Genomic DNA, 22112 nt, shown 5'->3' with positions numbered 1-22112 from the left:
CGCAGCACGCTCCGACGTCGGAATGGTCCGCTTCAAGAATGACGATTCCGCCTATGTCGGGCGCTATCTCGCCGTGGTTGCGGACGGGATGGGCGGCCATGCGGGCGGCAACGTCGCCTCTGCTTCCACTGTGCTGGATTTGGTCCATCTGGACAGCGAGGTCCATGAAGACGAGCCGCTGACCGTCCTTGCCGACGAGATCCAGGCGGCCAACTCCCTGCTCTCCGAACTGGTGACCACCAGTCCGCAGCTTTCCGGCATGGGCACCACGGTCACCGCTCTGCTCCTGCACGGTAACCGTCTGGCCTTGGCCCATATCGGCGATTCCCGTGCCTACCGGCTCAAGGACGGCACCTTCAGCCAGATCAGCATCGACCACACCTTTGTGCAGAGGCTCATTGACGAAGGCCGGCTCCGGCCCGAAGAAGCTGAAGTGCATCCGCACAAGAATGTGCTGATGCGCGTACTGGGCGACGTCGATGCCAGCCCCGAACTGGACCTGGCAACTTTCGAGGTGGAACCAGGCGAACGCTGGCTGCTGTGCTCCGACGGCCTCACCGCCGTGCTGCGCGACTCCGACATCGAGGGTGTGCTGCGCGGAACCCCTGACCTGCAGAAATGCGTCGACACCCTGGTGGAGCTGACCCTTGCCGGCGGCTCTCCGGACAACGTCACCGTCGCAGTCATCGAGATCGAGGAAGATCCCGACGCCGGACCGGCACCATCCACAGCCACACTCACCGAATTGCCGGCCAGGGACAGCAACGCCCGCCGCGCTTCCGTTGCCAGCGCGACGGTCAGCATCCCGTCCGAGTCACCCGCCATGCGGGACGATGAGCCCGAGGACCAGGACGATGCCGAAGCCGAGCGTGAACGCGCCGAACTGATCCGGCAGGACCTTTCCTCCCGCCCCCACATCCTGGTCGGAGCGGCTTCCCTGGCCACGGAGACCGGCGAGATTCCCATCGTTACCAAGCGTTCGGCCGAGCGGCGAGCTGCACGCATGCTCACGCACAAGGCAGACACGGAAGAAACCCCGGAAAACCAGTCCGACGAGGTCAAGCGGCCGGGCTGGCGCCGGTGGCTGCTCCCGGCGTTCCTGACGGTCCTTGCCCTCCTGCTCGCGGCAGTGATGTGGCTCGGCTACACCTGGACCCAGACCCGCTACTACGTGGGTTCCTATGACAACCGTGTGGCCGTGTTCAACGGCGTCTCCCAGACCATCGGGCCCATCCATCTCTCCCATGTCACCGATATCTCCGACATTCCCGTGGACAGCCTCTCCGAATACCACCGCAACCGGGTGGAGGACACCCTCCCGGCGCGGGACCTCGAACACGCCGACCAGATTGTGCAGGACCTGCGGGACACCGCCAAGGCCGTCCTCTGCCCGCCTGCGGACCCCGGCTCCGGCACGGCCCCGACCCCTGCGCCCACCGGTACTGCCGCTCCCAGCCCCACGGCACAGCCACCGGCTGAAGCCGGCGACGCCTGCGGAGGTGGCCAGTAATGTCTGATCTCGCAACCGTGGCCAAGCCGCGCCGCAACATTGAAGCCCTGCTCCTCCTGGTGGCCCTGCTCGTGGGAGTGGGAGCCAACATGATCGTGGGCCTGGATGAAGACCGGGCCTTTGACTCCGATTTCTGGGTACAGGGCGGGACCCTTATGGCGCTGGTGGTCGTTTTCCACCTTGTCCTGCGGTTCCGCGCCAAATATGCCGACCCGGTAATACTTCCGATCGTCACCGCCCTGAACGGCATCGGGCTCGCCATGATCCACCGGTTGGACATCACCAACGGTGAAAATGCTGCCGACCGCCAGCTGCTGTGGAGCACCGTGGCAGTTGCCGCGGGTATTGCCGTGCTGTTCGTGATCAAGGACCACCGCATCCTGCGGCGCTACACCTACATTTCCCTGATTGTCAGCGCCATCCTCCTCCTGCTGCCGCTGACACCGTTGGGAACCACCATCAACGGTGCCCGGATCTGGATTAATGTGGGCGGCAGCTCCTTCCAGCCCGGAGAGATCGCCAAGATCACCCTGGCTATATTCTTTGCCGGGTATCTTTCCACCAACCGGGACCTCATTCTCCTGGCGGGCCGGAAGATTGGCCCGCTGCAGCTGCCCCGCATGCAGGACATGGGTCCCATGCTGGTTGCGTGGCTCGTCAGCATCGGGGTGCTGGTGTTCCAGCGGGACCTTGGTTCATCCATCCTCTTCTTCGGCCTGTTTATGGCCATGATCTACGTGGCCACCAGCCGCGTGAGTTGGGTGCTGATCGGAGTGGGCCTGCTCGCTTCGGGCGGATTCATTGCCCTGCAGCTGTTCAGCCACGTTCAGCAGCGCATCCACGGCTGGCTCAACGCTTTTGATCCCGAGGTCTATAACGGGGCCGGTGGAAGCTACCAGGTGGTGCAAGGGCTCTTTGGCCTGGCCAGCGGCGGCCTGGTGGGCACCGGCCTCGGCCAGGGCCGGCCCGATCTGGTGACCTTTGCCAACAGCGACATGATCATTGCCGCCTTAGGGGAGGAACTGGGCCTGATCGGTATCTTCGCCATTGTGCTGATGTACGTCCTGCTGGTCTCGCGCGGATTCCGCGCCGCACTGGGCACCAAGGACGGCTTCGGCAAGCTGCTGGCCTGCGGCCTGTCCTTCACCATTGCCCTGCAGTGCTTCGTGGTTATCGGCGGGGTGACCCGCCTGATCCCGCTAACCGGACTGACCACGCCGTTTATGTCGGCCGGAGGTTCCTCGCTGCTGGCCAACTGGATCATTGTTGCCTTGCTGCTGCTGATTTCCGATGCTTCCCGCCGCCCGGTAGCCACCGGTCCGGTCTCCACAGACATGGTCCCGGCCATGGCAGAATCCCCGATCGGTTCTCCCGCACGCAACCGCCGCACCCCTAAGGAAGGAGTCGAATGAACCAGGCCATCCGTAACAGCTGGGTAGTAGCCCTGGCCATGTTCGTGCTCATCCTCGGGTCGCTGACCTACGTGCAGTTCTTTGCCGCCGAGGAATTGAATGAGAACCCCAGCAACAGCCGCGCCATCTACCGGGACTTCGGCGAGAACCGCGGATCGATCCTGGTGGACGGCAAGGCCATTGCCGAATCCGTTCCGTCCAATGATGAGTTCAATTACCAGCGGGTCTACAACAACCCGGAGCTGTACTCGCACCTGACGGGGTTCTTCAACCTGAACAGCAACACGCAGCTGGAAATGACGATGAACGACGAACTGGCCGGCCAAAGCGACCGCCAGTTCTACGACAGGCTGGTCCAGGTGTTTTCCGGAGCCCAGAGCCAGGGCGCCTCGGTGGAACTGACCATCGACCCGGAACTGCAGAAGATGGCCTATGACCTGATTCCGGACGGCCAGAAGGGCTCCATCGTGATGATGGACCCCAAGACCGGGGACATTCTGGCCATGGTGTCCAAGCCGTCCTATGACACCAATGCCCTCGCGGTGCATGACACCGGTTTGCTGGCCAGCACCATGGACGAGCTGACGGCGGTCCCCGGCCTGTCCCCGTACATCAACCCGGCCACACAGTCCCTGCTCGCCCCCGGTTCCGTGTTCAAGCTGGTGGACACTGCGGCGGCTCTGGAGTCCGGGAAATTCGACGCCGACTCGGTCATCCCCAATCCGCAGTCCTTCATCCTGCCGGGAACCACCACACCGTTGCCGAACTACGTCAGCGGTGCGTGCTCCTCCCGTTCCGAAGCAGACTTCGCCTTCGCCCTCGCCCAGTCCTGCAACACCGTTTTTGCCCAGGTGGCCATTGAGCTGGGCCAGGACAACCTGGCCGCGCAGGCGGAGAAATTCGGCTTCGACCAGCGGCTGAGCATCCCCAACGAAGTTGTTCCCAGCCACTTCCCGGAAAACGAGGACCAGGCCCAGCTGGCCCTGTCCTCCATCGGTCAGGGAAGCGTCACCGCCACCCCGCTGCAGGTGGCCATGATCTCCTCCGCCATCGCCAACAACGGCGTGCAAATGACCCCTAACCTGGTCCGCAGCGTCCGCGCTCCGGATCTGTCCGTGATCGACGAACCCGAACCCAAGGTACTCAACACTTCCGTCAGTCCCGACACTGCCCGGCAGCTCACCGAATGGATGGTGGGGGTTGTTGACAACGGCACCGCCACTGCCGCCCGGATCCCGGGTGTCAAGGTGGCCGGCAAGACCGGCACTGCCGAGGTGGAGGGCCGTGGCGACAATGCCTGGTTCACCGGATTCGCACCGGCCGACGACCCCCAAGTGGTGATTTCCATCGTCATGGAAGACGTGGACCTGACCACCGGTGCCCAATTGACCACTCCAAGCGCGCAGAAACTCCTAGAGGCGGTGTTGAATCAGTGAGGCCTACATCGGGTATCACCTTAGGCGGCAGGTTCCAGCTGACCGACCGTATTGCCATTGGCGGTATGGGCGAGGTCTGGAAGGCACGGGACCTGGTCCTGGGCCGCATTGTCGCCATTAAGATCCTCAAGGAGGAGTACACCGGCGACCCCGGCTTCCTCAACAGGTTCCGTGCGGAGGCCCGCCACACTGCGCTGCTGAACCACCCCGGCATCGCCAACGTCTTCGACTACGGCGAAGAAGAGGGCTCTGCCTACCTGGTCATGGAGCTCGTCCCCGGACAGCCGCTCTCCGCCATCATCGAGCGGGACAAGGTGCTGTCCCCGGACCGGACCCTGTCCATCATCGGCCAGACCGCCACCGCCCTGGCCGTGGCCCACCACCAGGGACTCGTCCACCGCGACGTCAAGCCCGGCAACCTGCTGATCATGCCCGACGGCAAGGTGAAGATCACCGACTTCGGCATTGCCCGCATTGCCGATCAGGTCCCGCTGACGGCTACCGGCCAGGTGATGGGCACCGCCCAGTACCTGGCACCGGAGCAGGCCACCGGACAGCAGGCCACCGGCTCCAGCGACATTTACGCGCTCGGCGTCATCGGTTACGAACTGCTGGCCGGACGCCGCCCGTTCTCGGGTGAGTCGCAGATCGCCATTGCGCTGGCCCAGGTCAATGACACCCCGCCGCCGCTGCCCGCTTCCATCCCGGAGCCGGTCAGGGCCTTGGTCATGTCCATGCTCGCCAAGGATCCTGCCGACCGGCCTGCCGACGCCGAATCGCTCGCCCTGGCCGTTGCGGCCATCCGGCGCGGCGACATCAAGGCCGCCGAAACCGCCGTCCCCGGCATGCTCCTGTTCGCGTCCTCCACCGATGCCATGACCGCACCGGTCCCGACCGCCGGTACATCGGCCACGCGCGTGGTGGACACGGCACCGTCCACCTCCGCCCTGCCTACCGTGGCCGGGGCCACCGTGGCCGGCGACGCCTCTACCGGCCAGCTTGCCGCCTCCCGCGACTGGACGGATGACGACGCCGACGTGGACTACGACGGCGAGGACGACGGCACGGTCGAGGAGGAAAAGCGCCGCCGCAACCCTTGGACCATCCCGCTGATCGCCCTGCTGGTGCTGATCCTGGCCGGGGTAGTGGCGTTCTTCGCCCTGACCGGATCGGATTCGGAGAAGGATCCCAAGCCTGCGGCCAGCTCATCCGCGGCCAGCCCGTCGAAGAGTGCCTCCCCGTCCAAATCACCGTCGAAGTCGCCTTCGGCGACCCCGTCCGATGAAGGCATTGTCCTCGACTCCGCCCAGTATGCGGGCCGGCCCGTCAACGACGTCTACGCCGAGCTCCTGGACCTGGGCCTGCAGGTGAACCGTCTCCCGGTTGCCGATAATGAAGTGCCCGAAGGCATGGTCATTGAGGTCAACCCCTCCGGACGGCTGGATCCCGGATCAGCCGTGACCATCATCTACTCCTCCGGCCCCGAGTTGGTTTCCGTTCCGGCGCTGCAGGGACAGTCCGAAACAGCCGCACGCCAGCGGATTGTTGATGCCGGCCTGGTTCCGGTCAACGGCGGCGTTCAGAGGTCCAATGCTCCGGCAGGAACTGTCGTAGGCGTAAACCCGACCGAAGGCACCGCTGTACCCCAGGGTTCCTCCGTGACGTATTACATCGCGGAAGCCGCACCGGCCCCGCAGCCCACCCCTACCAGCACCCCCACCACAAACGGCGGCGCCAGCATGGGTAATAATTCAGTCCCCGACGGCACCTCTACCGGCAGCTAACAACCATGAGCGCAGACTTCCTCCGAGGGCAGCCCACCCTCAACACCGACAACGTCCTGAACGGACGTTATGAGGTTGGTGAACTGATCGGGCGCGGCGGCATGGCCGACGTCTACCTGGGCCGGGATATCCGGCTGGGACGGACGGTGGCCATCAAGGTGCTGCGCCCCGATTTGGCCCGGGATCCGTTGTTCCAGTCCCGGTTCCGGCGTGAAGCCCAGGCCGTTGCCGGGCTGAATCACCCCTCCGTTGTGTCCGTGTATGACACCGGTGACCAGGAGTCCGCCTCCACGCGCGACGATGTCCGGCTGCCCTACATCGTCATGGAATATGTACCCGGCCGCACCCTGCGCGATCTCCTCAAGGCCGGAGAACTGACCATCGAAAAGTCAGTGGATTATGTCCTGGGCGTCCTGGCTGCCCTGGACTACAGCCACCGCTCCGGCATCGTGCACCGGGACATCAAGCCGGCCAATGTCATGGTGACTGCCGACGGCGGCGTCAAAGTGATGGATTTCGGCATCGCCCGTGCCATGGCCGACTCCGCCGCCACCATGACCCAGACCCAGGCCGTGATCGGAACGGCCCAGTATCTTTCCCCGGAACAGGCCCGGGGAGAGACGGTGGACGCGCGCAGCGACCTTTATTCCGCGGCCTGCCTGCTCTTTGAACTGCTGACCGGACGGCCGCCGTTCACCGGGGAAAGCCCCGTGTCCGTCGCCTATCAGCACGTCCGTGAAATGCCGGTGGCCCCCAGCAGCCTCAACCCGGAGGTTCCCCCCGCCCTGGATGACGTGCTGGAGCGCGGCCTGGCCAAGGACCGCAACCACCGGTACCAGACGGCCCGGGAATTCCGTGAAGCCCTGCTCCCTGCCCGCGACGGCGGTCCCGCTACCGCTGCCACCCAGGCGATAGGCCTGCCTGCCGCAGAGGCACAGCCAGCCCCCGCCGAGGTACCTGCTGAAGAACCGCGCACCCGGGCCATGGCAAAGGTCCTGGCCGGCGGTTCACTGACCGTTGACGACGAACACGGTCCGGACGAGGAGCGCCTGGACATTGGGTCCACGGCGGAGCGGGACCCCCGGCAGAAGGCCCGCAGGAAGGCCTGGACCACAGTGTTCGCTGTCCTGCTGGTCCTGGTCCTGGGTGTGGCCGGTTTTGTCGGCTGGAACATGATCAACGCCAAACCCGCCGCGCCCACTACGGCTACGGTTCCCGTGGTGGAAGGCAAATCCCAAACCGATGCCTTCAACGCGATTGTGGAGGCAGGCTTCCCTGCGCCCACCATCACCGAGGAATACAGCGACAGCGTCGAGGACGGCCTTGCCATCCGCACAACGCCTGCCGCCGGCGCGGACGCGCCGCTGCAAGAGGACATCACCCTGTATATGTCCAAGGGACCCTCAACCGGTGTGATTCCCCAGAACCTGGTGGGAATGACTGAGTCAGGGGCCCGGGACGCCCTGCGGAGCGTGAAACTGGTGGGCGGCGTCACCAAGACCGAAAACAGTTCCACCATGCCGGAGGGACGGGTGCTGCGCACCGAACCTGCGGTGGGCGAAGCCGTTCCCGTTAACACGGAAGTCAACATCATCCTCTCGACCGGCAAGGTCACCGTGCCTGAATTGACAGGTCTTCCCCGAGACCAGGCCGAAGCCAAGCTGCTGGATCCGTCCGTGCTGCTCACCCCGAAAATGGTGGAAGTGGAGTCCGCCGATGTGGCCCCCGGGACGGTCATTTCCCAAAGCGTGGCACCGGGAACCGCTGTGGAACCCCGAACCAGCGTGGTGGTGACGGTGGCCAAGGAGCCGGCGGCACCCAGCCCCACGTCGTCGCCGTCGCCGACCGGCGCCGGCACCATGGGACGCCGCTAAGCGGCGTCCCTGCCCTGGCCGGCGCGGTGGCCGCTAGGCAGCGTGGTTGCCGTGCCCCGCGCGGTTGCCGCCGATCAGCGGGCTGAGCGTAGCGGCGTGGGCCGCGGCTCCGGCCAGCCCCGCGGACTCTAGCCAGTTACCCAGCATCTGGTACCCGCCTTCCGTGAGGACCGACTCAGGATGGAACTGCACACCTGAGAGCGGCGCAGCTGTATGCCGCAGGCCCATGATGATCCCGCTGGCGGTGCGTGCTGTCACTTCGAGCTCGGCGGGCACGCTGTCGGCTACGGCGGCCAGGGAGTGGTAACGGGTGGCGGTCAGGGGGCTGGGCAGCCCCGAAAAGACATCCTGGCCGCTGTGTTCCACCAGTGAGGTCTTGCCGTGCATAAGTTCCGGTGCGTGGGTTACCGTACCGCCGTATGCCTCTGCCAGCGCCTGGTGCCCAAGGCAGATGCCGAGCATGGGCGTCCCGGTAGTTCCGCACCAGCGAATCAGATCGATCGACACCCCTGCTTCGGCCGGGGTTCCGGGGCCGGGGGAGACCAGCACGCCGTTGTGCCCGGCGGCGAGTTCCACTGCCTGGGTGGTGCCCAGATCATCGTTGCGCACCACCGTGGTTTCCGCTCCGAGCTCGCGGAGGTACCCCACGAGCGTGTAGACAAAGCTGTCATAGTTGTCGATCACCAGGATGCGGGTGGTCATAGTGCTAGGAACCGCCAATCGTTGACTCCGTGAAGGATGGGAAAAGGCTGGTCTCGGCGAGCCATGGAAAGACATATTCCATCAGCACCAGCACCGCTGCGGCAATGAGCACCGCAGACAGGAGGATTCGGACCCACAGCGGACCGGGAAGGCGCCGAAAGAGCCATCCGTACATTTTAGCCACCTCCAGCCGCGTTGGCGGCTACGACGTCCGCAATCTCTGCCGGGGGCCCGGCGGAAAGAGGCTGCCAGGAGTCCATCAGTGCATAGGCAATGATCCGTTCCTGGGAACCGAAGCGCGGGTTGCAACTGGTCAGGGTCAGGAACCGTTCCGTGGGCACCACCTCAGGCCTGGCGGGTACGGCGGCCAGGACATCTACCCGGTCCGGAAGCACAATCTGCGTGTTCCGGTAGACGTAGCTGTAGTAGCCGTCCTTTGTCTGCACATAGATCCGGTCTCCCGGCACGAGGGTATGGATGGCGTCCAAGGCCTTCCCGTGGCTTTGCCGGTGTCCGGCTACCGCGAAATTACCCACCCCGCCCGGCATGGCGGTGCCCGTGTAATGTCCAAGGCCCAAAGTGTCCAGGACATCCGGTCCCACCCCGCTGCTCACCGGAACGGCATAGTCCGCACCGAACCGCGGCACGTAGACCACCGCGAAGGTGATGCCGTCCCCCTCGGGCGGAACCGCGACTACGGGGTCGCCGTTTGGGAAAGGTTCCGGCCCTCCCACCGGCGGCGGGTCAACATCCGCAAAGAACTCCTGAACCGCTTGCTGCTGTGACCTGTTGGCTTCCAGATTCGTCCACCAGAGCTGCCAGACCACAAAGAGGGCCAGGACAATGCCAAGGGTTATCAGGAGTTCCCCGGTGATCTGGACCAGCAGGCGCCAACCGGAGCGCGCCGGCCGGGGGCTGGCGTCGCGGCGCTGTTCTGCGCCGACAGCTGGGGAAACTGCCACTATCCTCCTACAGTGCGGGACCTGCGCGGGGACTGACCTATGGGCTTACCGAGCCTAGGATACTCTGCCCCCGGGATTCGCTAGGATGATCAGGAACGGATAGCCGCACCGCATTACGGTTGCCTGACACAGGATCAGTTGTAAAACGAGCTGTGTGTCGGGTTACGGCCCCATCCCGAGTCCGCCACTACAAACCAGCCGGCATTTCCAGAGCCGGTTCCGCCAGGAGGATCCGTGCCTGAGTCCAAGTCCCGCAAGAAGCCGGCCCGTCCGGCAGCCGACCCCCGTGCCAGCCAGGCCGCCAAGCCGAATCCTGTCTGGTACAAGCCCGTGATGTTCGGCCTGATGATCCTCGGCCTCCTGTGGATCATTACGTACTACATCACTCAGGGTGAATTCCCTGTCCCGTCCCTTGGCGCCGCCAACATCCTGGTTGGCTTCGGCATAGCCATTGTCGGCTTCCTGATGACCACACGCTGGCGCTGACCGCTCCGCGGTTTCCCTCCAAGGGGCTTTCCGATGTCCAAGGGCATCCCGGGAAGCCCCTTTTTGTTGTTCCCAGCCAGGCTATCCACCGTTTTCCCCTTGTTCACAGCTTGTGCACTGAGTTATCCACAGGTGTGGGTAACTCTGTGGGTTACATCGGCAACTTCCTTGCCAATAAAGGGATCCAGGTTATCCACACCTGTGGAATTACATGTGTGTAAGTCGCGAAAGCCTATGGATAACCCTGTGGACCACGGTTCCGCCCCGGAAACTACACTGATGTGAGTTATTAACACTGTGGGTATCCCTGTGGATAACTTTTCCGTCTTCTGGGGACAACAGCGCCACCTGCCTCCCGGTTAAAGCAGAGTGCCCGCTGTCAGGGACAGCGGGCACTTAGCAGGGGCGGCACGGATCAGACAGGGGACGGCCACAGGACGGCAGCCAGGACCAGCACCACCACAACTGCAGCCAGCCCCAGGAACTGGACCGTGGAGCGGTTCCTGCCCTTGGGTGCGTAGGCAATGATTGCGGCACAGGCAGCCCCGGTGACCAGGCCGCCTACGTGGGCCTGCCAGGCGATGCCCGGGAAGATGAACCCGATGGCCAGGTTCAGTACCAACAGGATGACCAGGGAACGGAGCTCACCCCGGCGCTGTCGGATCACCACGAACAGTGCGCCGAAGAGGCCGAAGATGGCCCCGGAGGCGCCCACTACGGCAATCCCCGGATCCGCCAGGAAAATGACTCCCACGGAGCCGCCCAGGGCGGAAATCAGGTAGAGCAGGACGAAGCGCGTGCGTCCGAAGAGCGGCTCCAAGCTGCGGCCGAGGAACCACAGGGCATATAGGTTGAAGATGATGTGGACGTAACTCTGCGTTGAGTGCAGGAAGGCGGACGTCAGAAGCCGCCACGGTTCGTAATCAGTGAAGTTGGGCGCGAACGAGAACTCCCGGGTGAACCCGGGAACCACCAGCTGGAGCAGGTACACGACGGCGCACACCACCATGATCGTGATGGTGGCGGCGGGCTTGCCGTTGCCGCTGCGGGCAGGAGTACGGCCGCCGTAAACGGTCCGGTATGCGGGCTGCGTTTTGCGCTGCTGGGCGAAGCAGTCAACGCACTGCACGCCTACGGCGGCATTGTGCTGGCATTCGGGGCAGGTGGGGCGTCCGCAGCGCTGGCACCGGATGTAGCTGACCCGGTCAGGATGGCGGGGACACACAGGAACCTGCGACGCCGGCATTCCGGCGGGCACTCCATAGGACATTGCTCAGAACTCCCGGATTGAGAAAAGGCCCCGGCCGGAGTTCCGGCCGGGGCACCTTCGAACAGGCTAGAGCTGTTCGACGGTAATGCTGTTGATGACCACGTCTTCGGTCGGCTTGTCGCGGCCGTCGGTCGGCACGGCGTTGAGCTGGTCCACGAGGGCACGGGACTCGTCGTCGGCAACCTCGCCGAAGATGGTGTGCTTTCCCTGCAGCCAGGTGGTCGGCACGGAGGTGATGAAGAACTGCGAGCCGTTGGTGCCGCGCCCCATCTGGATTCCGGCGTTGGCCATGGCCAGCTTGTACGGAGTGGCGAAATCAAGGTCGGGGTTGATCTCGTCGTCGAACTGGTAGCCCGGTCCGCCGGTGCCGCGGCCCAGGGGATCGCCGCCCTGGATCATGAAGTCCTTGATGATGCGGTGGAAGATGGTTCCGTCGTAGAGCGGGCGGCTGGTCTTTTCGCCCGTTGCCGGATCGGTCCACTCGATCTCGCCCGTGGCCAGGCCGACAAAGTTCTTGACCGTCTTCGGAGCGTGGTTTCCGAAGAGGTTGATGCGGATGTCGCCCATGGACGTGTGGATGGTTGCTTTTGCTGTAGGAATAGCAGTCATACAGACATTGTTCCACGGCGCTTCTCACGGCGGGCGGAAATGGCCGGGTTCAGCGCACAGTGAAAACCGCGCCCTGTCAGCGCCTCTGATAGCAGAGAACTGCGAGAACACGTAGGCTAAGGCTGAAACGACACTATCCCGGGAGGTAGTTTTGAAGAAGGACCGCATCACCCATGATCTTGAAGCCAACGTGGCCGCAGGCCTCGTAACGGCACGCGACTGGGCTTCGCCCAAGGTGGAGGCAGCCAAGGGCTGGGCCGTTCCGCGCATCGAGAAGGGGATTGAAACCGCATCCCCGAAGATCCAGGACGGTATCAAGCGCGCCGCTGACGAACTGGCACAGGGCGTTGCCACGGTAACGCCCCGCATCCAGGGCGGGCTTGAGAAGGTCGGGCCGCGGATCAGCCACGCAGTCGACGAAGCCGCTCCGCGCATCCAGAGCACCCTGGACCGCGCCACGCCGGCCCTGAACACCGCCAAGGACCGCGTAGTGGATGACTATCTTCCGGCCCTTTCCACCCGCATCGGGGTGGCGGCGGACAACGTTTCGCGCAGCCTGACGGCGGCCAACGTGCCTGTTCAGACCGCTGTTTCCAAGGTCACCGGCAACAAGAAGGCCCTGAAGCGTGCGCAGAAGGCGGCCGCACAGGCAGCCAAGCAGGCCCGCAAGAACCAGAAGAGCGGCGGCAAGGGCTGGCTGGTCTTCGGGATCATCGCCGCAGCCGTGACCGCCGGCGTAGCGGCCTGGCGGGCATCCCGTCCGGTCGAGGATCCGTGGAAGACACCGGCACCCAAGCCCGCAGCTGCCACTCCTGCCACTGCACCGGCCCCTGCCGCCGCGACGTCGGCCCCGGCAAAGCCTGCCGAACCCACTACTCCGGCTCCGGTCGAGGTGCCCAAGCCGAAGTCTGCTGCCGCACCCAAGCCCGCTGAAAAGGCGGGGGAGAACGTAAAGGCCGCTTCCTCCGAGACCAAGGAAACCGTTGCAAGCATCAAGGAAGCAGCTGAGCGTGCTGCTTCCCGCAGCGGCGAGAAGGTTTCCGAAGCCGGCAAGCACTCCAAGGAGGCTGCCAGCGGGGCAAAGGAAGCCGCAAAGCCCTCCGGCGCCCACTCGGAGAACAACACCGGCAAGAAGTAACACCTGCAACGGGTAATACCGTGCAGCAGCCGGTTTGGCGGTTAACGAACAGCCGTGAAACCCCTATAAGGAGGGTCCCGCCAAGCGGGGCCCTCCTTATGTTGTACCGGCGCTCGTCAGGCCTGGACGTCCCCTCCGAGTGCCGGCGGGGCCGGGGGAACCGGTTCGGTCCCCGAGCGGCGGCGCACCCGCCCCTGGCCGGCCACCACCACGGCCAGTCCCGCCAGGATGAGGCCCAGGCCGGCGTACGTACCCGCGGGCAGCTGCTCGTGCAGGAAAACGGCCGCCAGGACCGCTGCTCCGGGAATCTCCAGCAGGATGATCATGGAGACCACCAGCGGACTGATGACCGCCAGCAGGTGGTTGAAGACAGAGTGCCCGAGGATCTGTGCCACTACCGTCACCCCGAGGATTCCCAGCCAGGCGGCGGGCGGAAAACCGATGAGGGGCTGTCTGAAGGCCGCGCAGAGGACCAGCAGCAGCAGCGCGCAGGCCCCATAGCAGAGCGTGGTGTACGTGCCCGTGGACATGGACTCCCGCGCCTTCCCGCCGGCAATGGTGTAGACGCCGGCCAGAGCCCCGCCGGCAACTGCCAGGAGATCCCCGGTGAGGGCCTGGCCGGACAGGCCCAGGTCAAACCCGGAGATCACTACGACTCCCGCGAATGAGGCCGCCAGTCCGGCCAGCACCATCGGCGCGACCCGGATACCGCGAAGGACGTTGAACAGGGCGATCCACCCGGCCTGTAGGCAGACCAGCGCGGTGGCGGCAGCCACCGACGTCAGTTGCAGGGCAGTGATAAAACAGGCGAAGTGCAGGGCCAGCGCCACGGCCGCCACCGCGGTCCACTTATAGTCCCGGGCGCTCAGCCGGCTGAATTCCCGACGTCGGCCCAGGGCGGCCGGACCGCCCATGAGTACCGCCCCCAAAGCGTTGCGCCAGAAGGCTATGGCCAGGGCAGGGGCGGCCGTGGCCGCCATGATGGGGCCGGATGCGGAGACGCCCAGCACGCCCACTGCCGCCAGGAAAATATTCACAGGCCAACATTAGTGCAGCGTCAGCGGCCCGGGAGGCCACAAGGGCGGCAAACGCAGAAGGTCCCCGCTCCAGGAGAGCGGGGACCTTCTGTTCTTTCGGTGGAGGCACGGGGACTCGAACCCCGAACCCCCTGCTTGCAAAGCAGGTGCGCTACCAATTGCGCCATGCCCCCGAAAGGAGAACTTATCCAGTATAACCTACCGTTTCCGGTTCGGTTACCGGCCTTTGGAGTTAGCCGACCTTGTCGGTCGCGTCCTTCCAGACGGCCTTCTCTGTGGCAGTTTCCTGCCACTTTTTGTAGGCGAAGATTCCTGCAGCCGCCGCTGCCATAACTGTCAGCAACTTCTTCACGGAATTTCCTCCTGCCATTGTGGTCCACCTTTTGCAAGGTGTTCCGTGGGCGTACCAGGACTTGAACCTGGGACCTCTTCGTTATCAGCGAAGCGCTCTAACCGCCTGAGCTATACGCCCCGAACCTCTTCGGGCCGAGATAAGACTCTACCGCACCTTTTCTCCGGGGCCAAATCGGGAGGTTTTCCGGTTCCGGACGGGCTGTGGCAGCCCGTCCGGAACCGGAAGGATCAGTCGTCCGTCAGGGTGACGCCAATGCCGCCCACAAGGGTGGACGCGATGTTGTAAAGCACTGCCGCCAGCATGGACAGGGCGGTCAGCAGCAGGACGTTCACCACGGCGATGATGGTGGCAAAGGACACCACCTGGCCCAGGGACGCGAAGTCACGGAGGTCGAAGCCTCCGGACTCAGTGCCGGCAATCTCACCCAGCAGCGAGTTGACGCGGTCGAAGATACCGGTCAGGTCCAGCACCGTCCACAGCACGATGGCTGCCACCACGGTCACAACGCCAAGGGCGACGGACAGCAGGAAGGCCATCTTGAGGACGGACCAGGGATCGATTTTGCTGACCAGCAGGCGGGCCTTGCGTGCCTTGGCCTTGGGTGCGGGCTTCACCAGCGGCTGGCGGTTCCCCGAGGCGCTCTGACCGCTTCCAGGACGCTGGGCCGGCCGTGCCGGGGCCTTCACCCGCGGCCCGCCGCCCGAGGACGACCTAGGGCTTGAGTTGGTCGAGCTCACTCGCTACCTCCATCTTGTGCTGACTGTGCATCGGGCGCAGCCGTTTCGTCTGTAGACAACGGTACTTCATCGCCTGTGGCGGCCACAGGTTCGGTTCCGGCGGTGACCGGCGATGTTTCGTCTTCCCCGTCCTCTTCCACAGCCAGGTCCCGTTCGGAGTTCCGGGCAACGGCGATGATCCGGTCGTTCTTGTCCGGCTTGGCGAAGATTACGCCCATGGTGTCGCGGCCCTTGGCCGGCACACCGGTCACGGAGGAGCGGACTACCTTGCCGCCCTGCATTACCACCAGGACCTCGTCTTCCTCCTGCACCACCATGGCGCCTACCAGGTGGCCCCGTTCCTCGGCGAGCTTGCCCACCTTGATACCGAGTCCGCCACGGCCCTGGACGCGGTATTCGTCGGAACTGGTCCGCTTGGCGTAGCCGCCTTCGGTCACGGTGAAGACGAAGGAGTCTTCGGTCACGACGTCGGCGGCCAGGAGTTCGTCGTCCTCGCGGAACTTCATCCCGGTGACGCCCGAGGTGGCACGGCCCATGGGGCGCAGCGCGTCGTCGGTAGCCGTAAACCGCAGCGACTGGCCCATCTTGGAGACGAGCATCAGGTCATCGGTTTCGGAAACCAGCTGCGCGGACACCAGTTCGTCGCCGTCGCGCAGGTTGATGGCGATGACGCCGGCGGACCGGTTCGTGTCATAGTCCGCCAGCCGGGTCTTCTTCACCAGGCCGCGCTTGGTGGCGAGCACCAGGTACGGAGCCGTGTCGTAGTCCGGCAGGGCAAGCACCTGGGCAATGTGCTCGTCCGGCTGGAAGGCCAGCAGATTGGCCACGTGCTGGCCCTTGGCATCCCGGCCGCCTTCGGCCAGTTCGTAGGCCTTGGCCCGGTAAACGCGGCCCAGGTTCGTGAAGAACAGCAGCCAGTGGTGCGTGGTGGTGACGAAGAAGTGCTCGACGACGTCGTCACCGCGCAGCTGTGCGCCGCGGATTCCCTTGCCGCCTCGGGCCTGCTGGCGGTAGTTGTCGCTGCGGGTCCGCTTGACGTAGCCGCCGCGGGTAATGGTGACCACCATTTCCTCTTCGGGAATGAGGTCCTCCATGCTCATGTCGCCGTCGTAGCCCATGAGGACCTGCGTGCGACGGTCGTCGCCGTACTTGTCGGCGATTTCCTGCAGTTCCTCGCTGACAATCTGCCGCTGGCGTTCTTCGGACGCCAGGATGACGTTGTACTCGGCAATCTCCGCTTCGAGCTTGGCGTGCTGGTCCTGGATCTTCTGGCGTTCCAGGGCGGCCAGTCGGCGCAGCTGCATGTCCAGGATGGCCTGGGACTGGATCTCATCGATTTCCAGCAGGCCCATCAGGCCGTTGCGGGCATCCTCCACGGTGGAGGAGCGGCGGATGAGGGCGATGACCTCGTCCAGCGCATCCAGCGCCTTGAGCAGGCCGCGCAGGATGTGTGCGGCTTCTTCTGCCTTGCGGAGCCGGTAGCGGGTGCGGCGGACAATCACTTCGAGCTGGTGGGTAACCCAGTGCCGGATAAAAGCGTCCAGGCTCAGGGTGCGGGGCACCCCGTCCACAATGGCCAGCATGTTGGCACCGAAGTTTTCCTGCAGCTGCGTGTGCTTGTACAGGTTGTTCAGGACCACCTTGGCCACGGCGTCGCGCTTGAGCACGATCACCAGGCGCTGGCCGGTACGGCCCGAGGTCTCGTCGCGCATGTCGGCGATGCCGGTGATCTTGCCGTCCTTGACCAGTTCGGCAATCTTGACGGCCAGGTTGTCCGGGTTGGCCTGGTAGGGGAGTTCGGTGACCACCAGGCAGGTGCGGCCCTGGAGTTCCTCCACGTTGACCACGGCGCGCATGGTGATGGAGCCGCGGCCGGTGCGGTAGGCATCTTCGATGCCCTTGTGGCCCAGAATGGTGGCGCCGGTGGGGAAGTCCGGGCCCTTGATCCGGCGGATCAGTTCCTCGAGCAGCACATCGTGCGGGGCCTCGGGGTTCTGCAGGTACCACTGGACACCGTCGACAACCTCGCGCAGGTTGTGCGGCGGGATGTTCGTGGCCATGCCCACGGCAATGCCGGAGGAACCGTTGACCAGCAGGTTCGGGAACCTGGAGGGCAGAATGGTCGGTTCCTGGTTGCGGCCGTCGTAGTTGTCCTGGAAGTCGACGGTTTCCTCGTCGATGTCCCGGACCATTTCCATGGCCAGCGGGGCCATCTTGGTCTCGGTGTACCGGGGTGCTGCGGCGCCGTCGTTGCCGGGGGAGCCGAAGTTGCCCTGGCCCAGGGCCAGCGGGTAGCGCATGGTCCAGTCCTGGATCAGGCGCACCAGCGCATCGTAGATGGCGGAGTCGCCGTGCGGGTGGTACTGGCCCATGACCTCGCCCACCACGCGGGCACACTTGTTGAAGGAACGGTCCGGGCGGTAGCCGCCGTCGAACATCGCGTACAGCACGCGGCGGTGCACGGGCTTGAGCCCGTCCCGCACGTCCGGCAGGGCGCGACCCACGATGACCGCCATGGCGTAGTCAAGGTAGGAGCGCTGCATTTCGGTCTGCAGGTCGATCTGCTCAACCCGGTCGGTCAGCGCGGTCCCGGCCAGGGGAGCCTCGTCCCCGGTTGCCTCGGGAATCTCATCACTCATTGGTTCTGCTTCCGTTCTAAGTCGCTAAAGTCCATGCTTGCCGGCCGCGGGATGCCGGCGAATCCGCTAGATGTCCAGGAAGCGCACGTCCTTGGCGTTCTGCTGGATGAAGCTGCGGCGGGACTCGACGTCTTCGCCCATCAGGACCGAGAAAACCTGGTCCACGGCTGCGGCGTCGTCCATGGTGACCTGCAGCAGGGTGCGGTGGTCCGGATCCATGGTGGTGTCCCACAGCTCGGTGTAGTCCATTTCACCAAGGCCCTTGTAGCGCTGGATACCGTTTTCCTTCGGCAGCCGCTGGTTGTTCGCCAGGCCGCGCGCAATCACTTCGTCCCGTTCCCGGTCGCTGTAGACGTAGTCGTGGGCGTGGTTGGACCACTTGATCCGGTACAGCGGCGGCTGCGCCAGGTACACGTACCCGTTCTCGATCAGCGGGCGCATGTAGCGGAACAGCAGCGTGAGCAGCAGCGTGGTGATGTGCTGGCCGTCGACGTCGGCATCGGCCATCAGCACGATCTTGTGGTAGCGGGCCTTTTCCACGTCGAAGTCCTCGCCGATGCCCGCGCCGAAGGCGGTAATCATGGCCTGCACCTCGGCGTTGCTCAGGGCGCGGTCGAGGCGGGCACGTTCCACGTTCAGGATCTTGCCGCGCAGCGGCAGGATCGCCTGCGTTTCGGGGTTGCGGCCGCGGACGGCCGAGCCGCCTGCCGAGTCACCCTCCACAATGTAGATTTCGGACTTCGACGGGTCCTTCGAGGAGCAGTCCTTGAGCTTGCCGGGCATGCCGCCGGATTCCAGCAGGCCCTTGCGCCGGGTGGATTCACGCGCCTTCCGGGCAGCCAGGCGGGCCTGGGAGGCCTGGATGGACTTGCGGATGACGTCGCGGGCCGGGCCGGGGTTACGTTCGAGCCAGTCGCCGAGCTGGTCGGTGACTACCCGCTGCACAAAGCCCTTGACCTCGGAGTTGCCCAGCTTGGTCTTGGTCTGGCCTTCGAACTGCGGTTCGGCCAGCTTGACCGAAATGACGGCGGTCAGGCCTTCGCGGATGTCGTCGCCGGTGAGGTTGTCATCCTTTTCCTTGATGATGTTCTTCTCACGGGCGTACCGGTTGATCAGCGACGTCATGGCGGCGCGGAAGCCCTCTTCGTGGGTTCCGCCCTCATGGGTGTTGATGGTGTTCGCGTAGGTGTGGACGCTCTCCGAGTAGGCGGTGGTCCACTGCATGGCCATTTCCACGGCCATCTTCTTGTCCGAATCCTCGGTTTCGAAGGCGATGACGTCGTTGTGGACCACCTCCACCTTCTTCGAGGAGTTCAGGTGCTTGACGTAGTCCAGCAGCCCGTCCGCGTAGAGGTAATCCACCATGCGGTGCTTGGGAGCGGCTTCTTCGGCACCGTCGGAGGCCTCGGTAATCTCCTCGGCCTCTTCTTCCAGGGTCCGCTCGTCGGTGAGCCGGATCCGCAGGCCCTTGTTCAGGAAGGCCATCTGCTGGAAACGGGCACGCAGGGTTTCGAAGTCGAACTCGGTGGTCTCGAAGATCTCGGGGTCCGGGTAGAACGTCTGGGTGGTACCGGTTTCCTCGGTGGGTTCGCCCTTGCGCAGTTCGCCCACGGGGTGGCCGCCGTTGGCGAAGCTCTGGTGCCAGGTGAATCCCTGCCGCCGGACTTCGGTCTCGACGCGTGCAGACAGTGCGTTGACCACGGAAATGCCCACGCCGTGCAGGCCGCCGGACACGGCGTAGCCGCCGCCGCCGAACTTGCCGCCGGCGTGCAGGATGGTCATAACCACCTGGACCGTGGGGATGCCTTCGGTCGGATGGAGGTCAACGGGGATGCCGCGGCCGTTGTCCGTGACGCGGACGCCGCCGTCGGCCTGCAGGACAACCTCAATGTGGTCGCAGTAACCGGCCAGCGCCTCATCGACGGAGTTGTCCACCACTTCATACACCAGGTGGTGCAGGCCGCGGGGGCCGGTGGAACCGATGTACATGCCGGGACGCTTGCGGACGGCCTCGAGGCCTTCCAGAACGGTGATCTCGTTGGCGCCGTACTCCACGGGGGTGGAATTTTCCACAGCGGTGTGATCCTCTGGTGTTACCTCTGAGTTGTCCATCTCATTGTCGTTAGCCACAGGTGCTGTCGACTCCTCTTGTGTTCGTCAGAATTGAAGCCTCCCCAGCGGACAGGCATCTCCACTCTCAATTCTACCGCGCCCGGAGCCCCAAACCTGTCCAAAACACCCCCTGACAGGCCACTAATGACGGTTTGCAGGCAACCGCAGCGCCCTGGATAAGGCCGGATACCGGCACGGGGGGTTTAAAGCCCCTGACCGGCTCCTGTCGGGGCTCGGATTCTTCATTACGCGCCGATGCCGGTGGCCCCGGTCACGTGCGCGCACCGCTGCTGAGGGGATTATCCGTACGTGTCGCGCGGGCCGCGGCCCTTGACGCTTCGCATGCCCTTGCGCCAGTTCGGTGCGGCCGGGCCGATGACATCGATCTTGGTGACGACGCCGGGCCCGAGCTCCGCGTCGAACCGGGCAATCAGGGTGTCCCGCAGCAGCCGGAGCTGGGTTGCCCAGGCCGTGGAATCGCAGCGGACCTGGACCGTGGTGTCGGAAAAGGATTCCGGCTTGCAGTGGGCACTGACTTCACTGCCCACCAGTTCCTCCCAGCGGGAAATCACCGACCCCACGGCAACGGGCGAGTTCCAGCCGCGTTCACTGACAAACCGGGTGAAGACCTTTCCGAGGCCCTGCGGATCCCGTCCCACGTATTCACCGGGGACAAAGGGGGCCTGTTGCCGGCGGCCGGCCTTGCGGCGCGTGGCGGGCGTGCGCTGGTTTCCCCGGGCCAGCGCTGCCTGGCGCATGCGGTTCAGCTGTTCCCGCGCGGCATCGGGGCGTTCATCCGGGTTATCGGCCCCCGGCCGGCCCGGCTCCGGCAGGCTGCTGTCAGGAGACGGGCACACTGATGCCTCCCGGGACCACTGTGATGATGCGGCCTGCCAAAGCCTCGGGAATGTCGTCACCGACGGCGGCGGTCACCAGGACCTGCTCGGCGCCGGCAACAATTCCGGCCAGGCGGCGGCGCCGCTGGACATCCAGCTCGGCGAACACATCATCAAGAATGAGGATGGGTCCGGCACCGGGGGTGGGGTCGTCGCTGGTCAGCAGGTAATACGAGCCCAGGCGCAGCGCCAGGGCAAAGGACCAGGTTTCCCCGTGCGAGGCGTATCCCTTGGCCGGTGCCTGCCCCAGGATCAGCTCCAGCTCGTCCCGGTGCGGGCCCACCAGCGAAATCCCGCGTTCGATCTCACGGCGGCGGTTGGCGCTGAAGGCCTGCAGGAAGCGCTCGGTCAACTCGTCGGGGCCGAGGGCATACAGCTCGTCCGGGTCCTGCGCGCCCTCCACCGCGCCGTCGTCGTTCACCGTCCCCTGCAGGGTGGAGCGGTACACCGCCCGAGCTTCCTTTGAGCCGTCGGTCAGGTCCCGGTAAGCCGCCTGCAGGTGCGGCTGCAACCGCTGCAGGGCCTGGAGCCGGGCTGCCACGAGGCGGGCTCCGGCTACTGCCATGTGCTGGTCCCAGACCTCCAGGGTGGCCTCATGCGCGGAGGTGAAACGACCGGCTGCCCGTGCGGATTTCAGCAGGGCGTTGCGTTGCTTCAGGACGCGCTCATAGTCGGCCCGCGTGGCGGCATGGTGGGGGACCAGGGAAACAATCAGTTCATCCAGGAAACGGCGACGGCTGCCCGGATCGCCCTTGACCAGGGCAAGGTCTTCCGGGGCGAACAGCACGGTGCGGCACAGGCCCAGGATTTCACGCGCCCGCACCGGATTGGCACGGTTGATCCGTGCCCGGTTGCTGCGGCCCGGATTCAGTTCAAGTTCCACTGAGGTGGCCTGGCTGCCGCGGACCAGGCGCGCCCGGACGAGTGCCTGCCCGGCGTCGAAATTCACCAGCGGGGCATCGGTGCTGACCCGGTGGGAGGAAAGCGTCGCAAGGTAACCGATTGCCTCGACGATGTTGGTTTTTCCCGTCCCGTTGGGTCCCACGAAGACCGTAACCCCGGGTGCGAGCTTCACGTCCAATTGCGGATAGCTGCGGAACCCGGTCAGGGACAGGTGGTCAACATACATCGGTTACTGCTTTCTCCCATCCTG

18 protein-coding genes and 2 tRNA genes are annotated in these 22112 nt (G+C 64.9%); 7 read left to right on the top strand and 13 right to left on the bottom strand.

Features of this window, described 5'->3' with window-relative positions; all coding sequences use genetic code 11:
• The first annotated feature begins 22 nt into the window (after positions 1–22).
• Genes AC5RUF_RS05160 through pknB form a run of 5 tightly spaced genes read left to right on the top strand, consistent with a single transcriptional unit; the run spans position 23 to position 8016 of the window.
• Positions 23–1510 (top strand): PP2C family protein-serine/threonine phosphatase, encoded by a 1488-nt coding sequence (locus AC5RUF_RS05160; protein WP_493996426.1) that lies wholly within the window; start codon positions 23–25, stop codon positions 1508–1510.
• Entirely contained in the window at positions 1510–2922 is a 1413-nt protein-coding gene (locus tag AC5RUF_RS05155; protein ID WP_494129917.1) for an FtsW/RodA/SpoVE family cell cycle protein, read from the top strand. Before AC5RUF_RS05160 ends, AC5RUF_RS05155 begins: the two co-directional genes overlap by 1 nt.
• Positions 2919–4358 carry a peptidoglycan D,D-transpeptidase FtsI family protein gene (locus AC5RUF_RS05150; protein ID WP_494129916.1) on the top strand — a complete coding sequence of 480 codons (1440 nt, stop codon included), beginning with the start codon at positions 2919–2921 and terminating at the stop codon, positions 4356–4358. The genes AC5RUF_RS05155 and AC5RUF_RS05150 overlap by 4 nt, the downstream gene beginning before the upstream one ends.
• The gene (locus AC5RUF_RS05145) at positions 4355–6142 is read left to right on the top strand and encodes a protein kinase domain-containing protein (protein WP_494129915.1); all 1788 of its coding nucleotides are present in this window, start codon (positions 4355–4357) and stop codon (positions 6140–6142) included. The genes AC5RUF_RS05150 and AC5RUF_RS05145 overlap by 4 nt, the downstream gene beginning before the upstream one ends.
• 5 nt (positions 6143–6147) lie before the next feature.
• Positions 6148–8016 carry a Stk1 family PASTA domain-containing Ser/Thr kinase gene (gene pknB, locus AC5RUF_RS05140; RefSeq protein WP_494129914.1) on the top strand — a complete coding sequence of 623 codons (1869 nt, stop codon included), beginning with the start codon at positions 6148–6150 and terminating at the stop codon, positions 8014–8016.
• Between the two features lie 33 nt (positions 8017–8049).
• Here pknB and AC5RUF_RS05135 read toward each other — a convergent pair whose 3' ends face one another.
• Both AC5RUF_RS05135 and AC5RUF_RS05130 read right to left on the bottom strand, forming a co-directional pair.
• Positions 8050–8718, bottom strand: coding sequence for an aminodeoxychorismate/anthranilate synthase component II (locus AC5RUF_RS05135; RefSeq protein WP_494129913.1), 669 nt, complete (start codon positions 8716–8718; stop codon positions 8050–8052).
• 176 nt (positions 8719–8894) lie between these two features.
• Complete coding sequence (locus AC5RUF_RS05130; RefSeq protein ID WP_493997406.1) at positions 8895–9680, bottom strand: class E sortase; 786 nt, start codon at positions 9678–9680, stop codon at positions 8895–8897.
• Between the two features lie 234 nt (positions 9681–9914).
• On the opposite strand from AC5RUF_RS05130, the gene AC5RUF_RS05125 reads away from it, so the two are divergent.
• Positions 9915–10166, top strand: a complete 252-nt coding sequence (locus tag AC5RUF_RS05125; protein ID WP_493997407.1) for a cell division protein CrgA — start codon at positions 9915–9917, stop codon at positions 10164–10166.
• Between the two features lie 415 nt (positions 10167–10581).
• Here the strand turns inward: AC5RUF_RS05125 and AC5RUF_RS05120 are convergent, their stop codons facing one another.
• Positions 10582–11295: a rhomboid family intramembrane serine protease gene (locus tag AC5RUF_RS05120; protein ID WP_493997408.1), complete on the bottom strand. Its 714-nt coding sequence runs from the start codon at positions 11293–11295 to the stop codon at positions 10582–10584.
• A gap of 207 nt (positions 11296–11502) precedes the next feature.
• The gene (locus AC5RUF_RS05115; protein WP_493997409.1) at positions 11503–12045 is read right to left on the bottom strand and encodes a peptidylprolyl isomerase; all 543 of its coding nucleotides are present in this window, start codon (positions 12043–12045) and stop codon (positions 11503–11505) included.
• 151 nt (positions 12046–12196) lie between these two features.
• Between AC5RUF_RS05115 and AC5RUF_RS05110 the strand changes: the two genes are divergently transcribed.
• On the top strand, positions 12197–13183 hold the full coding sequence (locus tag AC5RUF_RS05110) for a hypothetical protein (RefSeq protein WP_493997410.1): 987 nt from the start codon (positions 12197–12199) through the stop codon (positions 13181–13183).
• Positions 13184–13299: 116 nt separating this feature from the next.
• Here the strand turns inward: AC5RUF_RS05110 and AC5RUF_RS05105 are convergent, their stop codons facing one another.
• From AC5RUF_RS05105 to recF, 9 genes are all read right to left on the bottom strand, one after another.
• Complete coding sequence (locus tag AC5RUF_RS05105) at positions 13300–14220, bottom strand: DMT family transporter (RefSeq protein WP_494129912.1); 921 nt, start codon at positions 14218–14220, stop codon at positions 13300–13302.
• Positions 14221–14320: 100 nt separating this feature from the next.
• Positions 14321–14393, bottom strand: a tRNA-Ala gene (locus AC5RUF_RS05100).
• A gap of 59 nt (positions 14394–14452) precedes the next feature.
• A complete protein-coding gene (locus tag AC5RUF_RS05095) occupies positions 14453–14572 on the bottom strand; it encodes a DLW-39 family protein (protein WP_494129911.1) in 120 nt (39 codons plus the stop codon).
• A gap of 46 nt (positions 14573–14618) precedes the next feature.
• Positions 14619–14692: transfer RNA gene (locus tag AC5RUF_RS05090), tRNA-Ile, on the bottom strand.
• A 110-nt stretch (positions 14693–14802) separates the two neighbouring features.
• A complete protein-coding gene (locus tag AC5RUF_RS05085) occupies positions 14803–15312 on the bottom strand; it encodes a DUF3566 domain-containing protein (RefSeq protein WP_493997007.1) in 510 nt (169 codons plus the stop codon).
• On the bottom strand, positions 15309–17951 hold the full coding sequence (gene gyrA / locus AC5RUF_RS05080) for a DNA gyrase subunit A (RefSeq protein ID WP_493997008.1): 2643 nt from the start codon (positions 17949–17951) through the stop codon (positions 15309–15311). The genes AC5RUF_RS05085 and gyrA overlap by 4 nt, the downstream gene beginning before the upstream one ends.
• A gap of 66 nt (positions 17952–18017) precedes the next feature.
• The gene (gene gyrB / locus AC5RUF_RS05075; RefSeq protein WP_493997009.1) at positions 18018–20063 is read right to left on the bottom strand and encodes a DNA topoisomerase (ATP-hydrolyzing) subunit B; all 2046 of its coding nucleotides are present in this window, start codon (positions 20061–20063) and stop codon (positions 18018–18020) included.
• Between the two features lie 299 nt (positions 20064–20362).
• On the bottom strand, positions 20363–20920 hold the full coding sequence (locus AC5RUF_RS05070; RefSeq protein WP_494129910.1) for a DciA family protein: 558 nt from the start codon (positions 20918–20920) through the stop codon (positions 20363–20365).
• Positions 20904–22088 (bottom strand): DNA replication/repair protein RecF, encoded by a 1185-nt coding sequence (gene recF / locus AC5RUF_RS05065; protein ID WP_493996052.1) that lies wholly within the window; start codon positions 22086–22088, stop codon positions 20904–20906. The genes AC5RUF_RS05070 and recF overlap by 17 nt, the downstream gene beginning before the upstream one ends.
• Positions 22089–22112: the final 24 nt, after the last annotated feature.

The sequence above is a fragment of the Arthrobacter sp. Y3224198 genome (assembly GCF_059090025.1).
The sequence above is the reverse complement of the archived record's forward strand: the minus strand, read 5'-3'. Positions and strand labels throughout refer to the sequence as shown.